The organism is Kytococcus schroeteri, assembly GCF_002847825.1.
GTDB lineage: Bacteria > Actinomycetota > Actinomycetes > Actinomycetales > Dermatophilaceae > Kytococcus > Kytococcus schroeteri.
Map to the genome: position 1 here is coordinate 1 of NZ_PKIZ01000042.1, position 281 is coordinate 281.

Sequence of the window (281 nt, forward strand, 5' to 3'; positions counted from 1 at the left end):
CGCTCATACACCAAGGAGCAGCGACGCATAGCTCTGCAGGTTTACAAGCGCACTCAATCGGTGACCAAGACCGTCCGTGAACTTGGCTATCCAGGGCGATGGACGCTGTACAAATGGTTGCGTGAACCCGCCAAACCTGGTCGACCCCGCAAACAGTCAAGAACACTGAGTCGCTACCCGTTTGAGGTCAAGCTTCGCGCTGTTGAGAAATCATTAGCCGATGATCCTGCAGAACTGAAAAAGCAAATGGCTCAACTGCTCGTTGACAAGGCTGTTTTGGA

1 pseudogene is annotated in these 281 nt (G+C 52.7%); it reads left to right on the plus strand.

What is annotated here, in order from left to right:
* Positions 1 to 60: 60 nt before the first annotated feature.
* Positions 61 to 281: pseudogene (locus CYJ76_RS11405) on the plus strand (hypothetical protein); the annotation flags it as partial.